The sequence below is a fragment of the Saccharopolyspora oryzae genome, from assembly GCF_027853915.1.
Taxonomy (GTDB): domain Bacteria; phylum Actinomycetota; class Actinomycetes; order Mycobacteriales; family Pseudonocardiaceae; genus Saccharopolyspora; species Saccharopolyspora oryzae.
Genome location: NZ_JAQGLA010000152.1, coordinates 1 through 8,033 on the forward strand (window position 1 = coordinate 1; position 8,033 = coordinate 8,033).

Genomic DNA, 8,033 nt, shown 5'->3' on the forward strand with positions numbered 1-8,033 from the left:
ATCAGGCTCAGGGCTTGGTCGGCGGTGCGCTGGCCGGGGTTGAGGACCGAGATCCAGCCTTGGGTGGCGTAGGCGGGGTGGGGGAGGAGCCGGTCCAGCTCGGTGTAGTCGAAGTCGGCGTGGTGGGTCGAGTGGGCGGCGGGGGCGTGGCCGACGAGTCGTTCGAACTCCGCTCTGCCGACGTTGATGTTGAGGCGGTAGACGCCGGGCCGGTCGACGTTCGATTCGGTGTCGAAGCCGGTGTAGTCCTTGGTGACGATCGTGGCGAAGGGGAACGGCCGGTCGGCGGGGGCGAGGCCGTCCGGGTCGTAGGAGAAGAAGGTGTCGCCCCACGCGATCTCCGGGGCTCCGGTGACTTCGCCTGCCGTTTCCGCCACGACGCCGGGCAGACCGCGGGCGTGCTCGATGATCTCGTCCTGGGTCAGCTCTCGGCGGGTGTTCTCGCTGGTGTTCACTCCTTCAACCGTATCGTTGAAGGACCCTGTGAGACTTTTTCCGCGAAAGTGGGGCAGTGGCCCAGTTCGCGGACCACCAGCCTTCAAACAGCAGGTCAGTCGTAGCCGCGGATCAGGTGGCTCTCGTCCAGTTCGTCGAGCTCGGTGCGGTCCTGGGCGGGGAGGAGCAGTTCGTCGCGGTCCGCGTCGAAGGAGTCGAAGCGCTGCTGAGTGGTGAGAGGGTCGGAGAGAGTCATGACCGGCTCCTTTCGACGCGGAAGTGACTGTCCGATGGTGCTTCTCGTCACCGGGGATCGCATCGCGGCGCGCTCGAGCGCTGATCGGAATCGCTCGGTCGGGCAAGCGGAGATCGTCGATCAGCAACAAATATTGACTTTAATAACTTCAGTGTTGACTGAAATTAATCAGGACATCTGAACGTCACCAAACCACGACTCGAAAAGATCGCCTCGACGGCGATCAGGTTCGCGGGGTGAGGCGGATTCCGCTGCGGGGGCCGAGGTATCGGCCTTCGTCGACGACGGTGCGGCCGCTCTGGCAGACCCACGGGATGCCGGCGGGTTGCTGCATCGGGTCCTGGTAGTCGCCTTGGTCGTGGACGGTCCGCGGGTCGAAGGCGACGAGGTCGGCGATCTTGCCGGGGGCGATCAGGCCGCGGTCCGGGATGCCGAAGATCTGCGCGGGCAGCCAGGTCATCCGGTGCACGGCTTCGGGCAGGGTGAGCACGGCGCGTTCGCGGGTGTAGCGGCCGAGGACGCGGGGGAAGGTGCCGGTCAGGCGCGGGTGCGGTTTGCCGCCGGTGCCGGGCGGGAGGCCGTCGGAGCCGATCGCGGTGTGCGGGTCGGACAGGGCGAGTTCGAGGTCGTCCTCGTGCATGCTGAAGTGGATCATCGCCGCGCGCAGGCGTTCGCCGACCAGGACGTCGATGAGCGCGTCGACGGGTTCGACGCCGGTGGTGTCGGCGATGTCGGCGAGGGTGCGGCCTTCGTGGCGGTGGCTGGCGGTGGTGGCGATGAGGATGCGGTCCCACTGGGTGCTGGTGGTGACCGCGGTGGCGATTTCGGCGCGGTTGGCGGGATTGGTCAGGCGGGTGAGGATGTCGTCGGGGCTGCCGACGAGGTAGTAGGCGGGCAGTACGGCGGTGAGCATCGTGGAGGACGCTGTGTAGGGGTAGATGTCCTGGTGGACGTGCTGGCCGTGGTGCCGGGCGTCGTCGAGCCGGTCGAGGGCGGCTTGCATGGTGCCCCAGTTGCGGGCTCCGGTGACCTTGAGGTGGGAGATGTGGGTTCTCCCGGCGGTGGCTCCGATGCGCAGGGCTTCGTCGAGGGAGTCGATCAGGGCGTCGCCTTCGTTGCGCATGTGGGTGACGTAGTGGCCGTTGCCGCCGAGGACGGTGGCGAGGTCGGTGAGCTCGTCGGTGGTGGCGAAGACGGCGGGTGGGTAGATCAGGCCGCTGGAGAGGCCGAAGGCGCCGGCGGTCATGCCTTCTTCGAGGGCGGTGCGCATGGTGCGGCGGGCGTCGTCGTCGGGGGCTGCGTCGGTCATGCCGGTGGCGGCGATGCGGAGGGTGCCGTGGCCGATGAGGGGGCAGTAGTTGGTGACGTAGCCGGCGGCGTCGGTGGTGGCGAACAGGTCGTGGAAGCCGGTCCAGGTCAGGTCCAGGGGTGGGAAGAGGCGTTGCAGGAAGGTGGCGAGGGTGTCGTGGTGGGTGCTGCTGCGCGGGGCGAGGCTGAAGCCGCAGTTGCCGACGATTTCGGTGGTGATGCCTTGGTGGATCTTGGTGGTGTCGTCGGTGGGGAGCAGGGGTGCGTTGTCGGAGTGGGAGTGGACGTCGATGAAGCCGGGGGCCAGTACCAGGCCGGTGAGGTCTCGTCGGGGTGTGCCGGGTGGGAAGGTGCCGGGTGCTTCGACGGCGGTGATGCGGTCGTCGTGGAGGAGGACGTCGGCGGGGCGCAGCGGGGTGCCGGTGCCGTCGGCGAGTTGGGCGCCGGTCAGCAGCAGTTCGGTGCGGGTCACGTGGTGGCCTCCGGGTGGGGTGGAATATCGCGGTTCGTGCGATGTTGTCCGGTGTAGGTGTCGATGTTCAGGGGTGTTCGCGGTGCACGGTGAGTACAAGGTTCCCGGTGGGAAGTTGGTCGTGGTCGATCTGGACGTGGTGGACGGCCGGTTGTCCGGGGTGCGGTTGAGCGGCGATTTCTTCCTGGAACCGGATGAGGCGTTGGAGGCGATCAACGGTGCGTTGACGGGGGCGCCGGTGGATGCGGATGGGGAGGAGTTGGCGCGTCGGGTCCGGAGCGGGTTGCCGGAGGGGGCGCGGTTGGGTGGGTTCGACGCGGATGCGGTGGCGGTGGCGGTGCGTCGGGCGTTGTCGCGGGCGTCGGATTGGTCTGATCACGAGTGGTGGTTGGTGCACGACGGGCCGCAGACCCCGTTGATGCACATGGCGTTGGACCAGGTGTTGGCGGAGGAGGTGGGTGCGGGTCGTCGGGCGCCGACGTTGCGGTTCTGGGAGTGGGCGGCGCCGTCGGTGATCATCGGGAGTTTCCAGTCGGTGCGCAACGAGGTGGATCTGGAGGGGGCGCAGCGGCACGGGATCGAGGTGGTGCGGCGGATCACCGGTGGTGGGGCGATGTTCGTGGAGCCGGGGAACACGGTGACGTATTCGCTGTACGTGCCGGCGTCGTTGGTGGCGGGGATGAGTTTCGGGGAGTCGTACGCGTTCTTGGACGACTGGGTGCTGGGTGTGTTGCGGGAGTTGGGGTTGAACGTGTGGTACCAGCCGTTGAACGACATCGCTTCGGATGCGGGCAAGATCGGTGGTGCGGCGCAGAAGCGGTTGGCGTCGGGGGCGGTGCTGCACCACGTGACGATGTCCTACAGCATCGATGCGGACAAGATGGGTGAGGTGCTGCGGGTCGGCAAGGAGAAGTTGTCCGACAAGGGTGTGGCGAGCGCGAAGAAGCGGGTGGATCCGTTGCGGCGGCAGACGGGGTTGGCTCGCGAGGTCGTCATCGATCGGTTGATCGGTGGTTTTCGGGATCGGTTCGGGTTGGTTGAGGGGCCGGTGACCGATGCCGAGCGCGTGCGGGCGCAGGAGTTGATCGAGTCGAAGTTCGCGACTCGTGAGTGGTTGTTGCGGGTCCCGTGATGCTCAGGTGAGGAGTTCGGGGACGCCGGGTGTTGATCTTTTGCGGCGGAGCCAGACCTTGCGGGTTCCGTCGGCGTAGAGCAGGACGCGGGAGAGTTCCCAGCCGGAGAACTCGGCGTGGATGCTCAGTTGCACCGCTGCGCTCAAGCGGGTGACGCCTGGGGGGAGGCGCAGCGGTCGGTACTCCCAGTCGGGGTCGTTCCCTTCGGGGGGTGGGGTCATGGCTTCACCACCTGGTATCCGGCGCCGTTGGCGGAGGCGACGTAGATCGTTCCGGTGTGGGGGTCGACTGCGACGCTGTTGGGTTGGGTGATGGTGGGCAGTCGGTGGCGTTCGGTGGGTTCGCCGCCGGCGATGTCGTAGCCGACGAGTTCGTTGGTCGCGGTCAGTGTGACCCAGGCTAGGTCGCGGGTGGGGTCGTAGGCGAGGCCGTAGGGGGAGCCGGGGACGGGGTAGCGCTGTTTCATCACCAGGGGGTCGGTGCTGAAGGCGAGGAGTTCTTGGCCTCGGGTGTCGATGGTGATGATGCGTCCGTAGCGGTCGCTGATGGCGTTGGTGGCGCCTTGTCCGGCGCGCAGGCCTGCGCCTTTTTCGCCGTTGGTGGGGTTGATGGGGGTGATGGCGGTGGTGAGGCGGTCCAGGACGTAGACGTCGTTGGGGGTGGGCAGCAGTTGTGCTGGGCCGGAGAGGTTGTCGGCGGTGGCGGTGGGTGTGCCGTTGCGCAGGATGGTGACGGTGGCGGGGTTGCGCAGGGCGACTGCGGTGCGTTCGGCGTCGAGGTCGACGGCGTAGACGGGGCCGCCGGGGACGGTGGTGCTGCTGGGGTGGGCGGTGCGCAGGTCGACGCGGGTGATCTGGCCGCTGTCGGGGAGCGCGGCGAGGAGCTGGCCGTTCTGGGTGTGCAGTCCGGCCGGCGGGCTGGCCAGGGTGACCTGCTGCTGGGCTCCGGTGCTGGTGTTGATCAGGGTGAGGGTGGGGCCGCTGGCCAGCACGAGGGTGGTGGTCTCGGGGTCGAAGGCGCTGAGCTGCACCGGTGGTGCGGGGTGGACCTGACCTGCTGGTGGGGTTGTTGCGGCTGGTGAGGTGGCGGGCGTTGCTGCGGTCAGGTTGTCGGTGACCTGGAGGGGGTCACTGGGCCTGTCGGTCCCGCAGCTGGTGAGCAGGGTGGCGATCAGGCACGTGATGACCAGACGGCGCAACGAGGCCCTCCTTGGGGGTGCTGGCCCGCGTGGTGTGCGGGGTGGTTCGTCTCCAGCATCCCTGATGGGCTGTTGGGGGGTGTGGCGTGGTCAGGGTTGGGTGGTGGGTTGGTCGGGGGCGCTGATGTCGTCGAGTGCGGCGCGGATGGCGGGGGGCAGGGTGAGGTCGTCGGAGTCGAGGGCGGTTTTGAGCTGTGCGGTGGTGCGGGTGCCCAGGACGGGGGCGGTGACGCCGGGGCGGTCGCGGACCCAGGCGAGGGCGACGTGGGCGGGTGGGGTGCCGAGTCCTTCGGCGGCGGTGAGCACGGCGTGCACGATGCGGGCGGCGCGTTCGGTGCGGTGGTGTTCGACGTAGCTGGCCAGGGGGCCGGCGCCGCGGGAGTCGGCGGGGGTGGAGTTGCGGTACTTGCCGGTGAGCACGCCGCGGCCGAGGGGTGCCCAGGCGAGCAGGCCGAGGCCGTGGTGGGTGGTGGCGGGGATGACTTCGCGTTCGGCGCTGCGGTCGAGCAGGGAGTATTCGTGCTGGGTGGAGATCAGGGGGGTGCGGGTGGGGTGGGCGCGTTGGTGGGTGGCGGCGGTGGCCAGTTGCCATCCGGCGTAGTTGGCGATGCCGGCGTAGCGGACGCGTCCGGTGGTGGTGGCGGTGTCGAGGGCGGCGAGGGTTTCCTCGAGGGGGACGGCGGGGTCCCAGGCGTGGAGTTGCCAGAGGTCGATGTGGTCGGTTTGCAGGCGGCGCAGCGAGTCGTCGAGGGCGGCGAGCAGGGAGCCGCGGGAGGCGCCGCCGCCGAAGGGGCCGGGTTTGCGGCGGGCGGCGGCGGTGGTGGCGAGCACGATTTCGTCGCGGGGGACGTGGTGGGTGAGCAGGTCGCCGAGGATTTGTTCGGCTTGGCCGTCCTGGTAGACGTCAGCGGTGTCGATGAGGGTGCCGCCGGCGTCGTGGAAGGTCGTCAGCTGTTCGGCGGCGCCGTCGGCGTCGGTGTCGAGTCCCCAGGTCATGGTGCCGAGGGCGAGGCGGGAGACGCGGAGGCCGCTGCGGCCGAGCTGTCGGTGTTCCACGGTGGGGAGGGTATTCGGTGCGGGGGCTTGTGTTGGTGAGGTTGGGACGGCGGGTCTGAACGCCGGTGTTCCGGATCACAGGTGGGGTTGGTGGTTGTTCGCCGGGTGTTCGCCCGGGGTGCGTGCGGCGGTCGCGGGGGATGCTGCAAGATTTGGGGCGGTCTTCTCGGCTGCCCGCGGGTGCGGGTTCGTGCCGGTTTTTCGTCGCGACTTTTCTGGAGTGGGTTTCGTTGTCGTGGTTGCAGGCCATGGTGTTGGCCGTGGTCCAGGGGCTGACCGAGTTCCTGCCGATTTCCTCGTCGGGCCATTTGCGGATCGTGTCGGAGTTGTTCTTCGGTGATGATGCGGGTGCGTCGTTCACCGCGGTGACGCAGATCGGCACCGAGCTGGCGGTGGTGATCTACTTCGCCAAGGACATCGCCCGGTTGGTGGTGGTGTGGTTCCGGGGGTTGTTCAACGCGGAGGTGCGGGGGACGCAGGACTACCGGTTGTCGTGGTACGTGATCGTGGGCAGCATCCCGATCGGGGTGCTGGGGGTGTTGTTCCAGGACTACATCCGGTCGTCGTTGCGGAGCTTGTGGGTCACCGGTGCGATGTTGATCGTGTTCGGTGTGCTGCTGGGGTTGGCCGAGCGGTTCGGGCAGCAGCGTCGCGGTCAGGGGCAGCTCAAGCTCAGCGATGGTGTGGTGATGGGTTTTGCGCAGTCGTTGGCGTTGATCCCGGGTGTGTCGCGGTCGGGTGGCACGATCACGGCGGGTTTGTCGTTGGGGTTGGATCGGCCGACGGCGGTGCGGTTCTCGTTCTTGCTGGCGATTCCGGCGGTGTTCGCGGCGGGGTTGTCGGAGATCCCGCACGTGTTCGAGCCCAGTTCGCACGGTTTGCAGCCGTCGGGGGCGCAGATGATCGTGGCGACGGTGGTGGCCGGTGTGGTCGGGTACGCGGTGATCGCGTGGCTGCTGCGGTTCGTGGAGCGCCACAGCGTGTACTTGTTCGTGTGGTACCGGATCGCGTTGGGTCTGCTGGTGTTCGCGCTGCTGGGCTTCGGTGTCATGCAGCCGTGAGGTGATGTGCGGTGGGAAGCGCGGTCCGTGCCGGGTGGGTGCGGGCCGCGTTTTTCTCGGGTGGCCTACCCTCGGCGGACGTGGCGACTCTCATCTTGTTGCGGCATGCGCGTTCGGCGGCCAACGGTTCGGGGATTCTGGCGGGCCGGGCGGCTGGTGTGGGGTTGGACGAGGTCGGGGCGGGCCAGGCCGCGGGTGTGGTGGGCCGGTTGGCCGGTGTTGCGTTGAGCGAGGTGGTGGTTTCGCCGATGCAGCGGTGCCAGGAGACCGTGGCGGGGCTGGTGGCCGAGCGGGGCTTGTCGCCGGTGGTGGAGCCGGAGTTGGCGGAGGTCGATTACGGCGAGTGGACCGGTCGCAAGATCAGCGAGTTGACGCAGGAGCCGTTGTGGAAGGTGGTGCAGCAGCACCCGTCGGCGGCGGTGTTCCCTGGTGGTGAGGGTTTGGCGCAGGTGCAGGCCCGGGCGGTGGCCGCGGTGCGGGCGCGGGATCGCGAGTGGGGGGCTGATGCGGTGTGGTTGGCCTGCACGCACGGTGATGTGATCAAGGCAGTGCTGGCCGATGCGCTGGGCATGCACTTGGATGCGTTTCAGCGGCTGGTGGTGGATCCGTGTTCGATCAGCGTCGTGCGCTACACCGAGACCCGGCCGTTCGTGCTGAAGGTCAACGACACCGGTGGTGATGTGTCGGCGTTGTTGCCGCCGAAGGAGTCCGGTGGATCGTCGGATGCCGTGGTGGGCGGTTCGACGGGCACTCCAGCGTGAAGAGGGGGCGTGCGCGCCTCCCGTGCGCACGCCCCCTCTTCGTTGCCCGCCTTCCCAGGGGGTTTCAGGCGAGCAGGTGCACGATGCGGCAGCGCGTGTCGGTGGGCAGGGTGCGTTGCGTGCCGCCGACGAAGCGGACGAGGACCTTCTCGTCGGTGGTCGGGGTGACCTGCTCGACGATGCCGACCGGTCCGATGGGGCCGTAGATGCGGATCGGGTCTCCTGGCAGGAGTTCGTCGGCGTGGACGCGTTCGCGGTTGAGCGCCGGGGATGCCGGGCGCAGCCAGCGGACGGTGGTGAACCATCCGGTCCAGGTCACGGCGGGTAGTGCGGCGGGGAGCCAGGTGGCGAGA

Annotated in this window: 9 protein-coding genes and 1 pseudogene; 3 read left to right on the forward strand and 7 right to left on the reverse strand. The window is 68.5% G+C overall.

What is annotated here, in order from left to right; translation table 11 throughout:
* The 3 genes from OU415_RS37380 to OU415_RS37390 all read right to left on the reverse strand — a co-directional run.
* On the reverse strand, nucleotides 1-455 hold a 455-nt coding region (locus tag OU415_RS37380; protein ID WP_270954491.1), incomplete at its 3' end, for a DUF6194 family protein.
* 95 nt (nucleotides 456-550) lie between these two features.
* Entirely contained in the window at nucleotides 551-691 is a 141-nt protein-coding gene (locus OU415_RS37385; protein WP_270954493.1) for a hypothetical protein, read from the reverse strand.
* 223 nt (nucleotides 692-914) lie between these two features.
* The gene (locus tag OU415_RS37390; protein ID WP_270954495.1) at nucleotides 915-2,471 is read right to left on the reverse strand and encodes an N-acyl-D-amino-acid deacylase family protein; all 1,557 of its coding nucleotides are present in this window, start codon (nucleotides 2,469-2,471) and stop codon (nucleotides 915-917) included.
* A 19-nt stretch (nucleotides 2,472-2,490) separates the two neighbouring features.
* Between OU415_RS37390 and OU415_RS37395 the strand changes: the two genes are divergently transcribed.
* A complete protein-coding gene (locus tag OU415_RS37395; RefSeq protein WP_270954497.1) occupies nucleotides 2,491-3,603 on the forward strand; it encodes a lipoate--protein ligase family protein in 1,113 nt (370 codons plus the stop codon).
* A 3-nt stretch (nucleotides 3,604-3,606) separates the two neighbouring features.
* On the opposite strand, the gene OU415_RS37400 is transcribed toward OU415_RS37395, so the two are convergent.
* From OU415_RS37400 to OU415_RS37410, 3 genes are all read right to left on the reverse strand, one after another.
* The gene (locus OU415_RS37400; protein WP_270954499.1) at nucleotides 3,607-3,825 is read right to left on the reverse strand and encodes a DUF5703 family protein; all 219 of its coding nucleotides are present in this window, start codon (nucleotides 3,823-3,825) and stop codon (nucleotides 3,607-3,609) included.
* The gene (locus tag OU415_RS37405; RefSeq protein WP_270954501.1) at nucleotides 3,822-4,802 is read right to left on the reverse strand and encodes a YncE family protein; all 981 of its coding nucleotides are present in this window, start codon (nucleotides 4,800-4,802) and stop codon (nucleotides 3,822-3,824) included. Before OU415_RS37405 ends, OU415_RS37400 begins: the two co-directional genes overlap by 4 nt.
* A 90-nt stretch (nucleotides 4,803-4,892) precedes the next feature.
* Nucleotides 4,893-5,858, reverse strand: a complete 966-nt coding sequence (locus OU415_RS37410; RefSeq protein ID WP_270954503.1) for an aldo/keto reductase — start codon at nucleotides 5,856-5,858, stop codon at nucleotides 4,893-4,895.
* A 230-nt stretch (nucleotides 5,859-6,088) separates the two neighbouring features.
* Here OU415_RS37410 and OU415_RS37415 point away from each other — a divergent pair, with 230 nt between their 5' ends.
* Together OU415_RS37415 and OU415_RS37420 are read left to right on the forward strand one after the other, a co-directional pair.
* Nucleotides 6,089-6,919, forward strand: a complete 831-nt coding sequence (locus OU415_RS37415; RefSeq protein ID WP_270954504.1) for an undecaprenyl-diphosphate phosphatase — start codon at nucleotides 6,089-6,091, stop codon at nucleotides 6,917-6,919.
* An 80-nt stretch (nucleotides 6,920-6,999) separates the two neighbouring features.
* On the forward strand, nucleotides 7,000-7,680 hold the full coding sequence (locus OU415_RS37420) for an MSMEG_4193 family putative phosphomutase (RefSeq protein ID WP_270954506.1): 681 nt from the start codon (nucleotides 7,000-7,002) through the stop codon (nucleotides 7,678-7,680).
* 64 nt (nucleotides 7,681-7,744) lie between these two features.
* On the opposite strand, the pseudogene OU415_RS37425 reads toward OU415_RS37420, so the two are convergent.
* A pseudogene (locus OU415_RS37425) lies at nucleotides 7,745-8,033 on the reverse strand (hypothetical protein); the annotation flags it as partial.

Bases quoted from the DNA above. Each gene is read 5' to 3' on its own strand.
- OU415_RS37385 (WP_270954493.1), bottom strand. From the start codon at position 691: ATGACTCTCTCCGACCCTCTCACCACTCAGCAGCGCTTCGACTCCTTC.
- OU415_RS37400 (WP_270954499.1), bottom strand. From the start codon at position 3,825: ATGACCCCACCCCCCGAAGGGAACGACCCCGACTGGGAGTACCGACCG.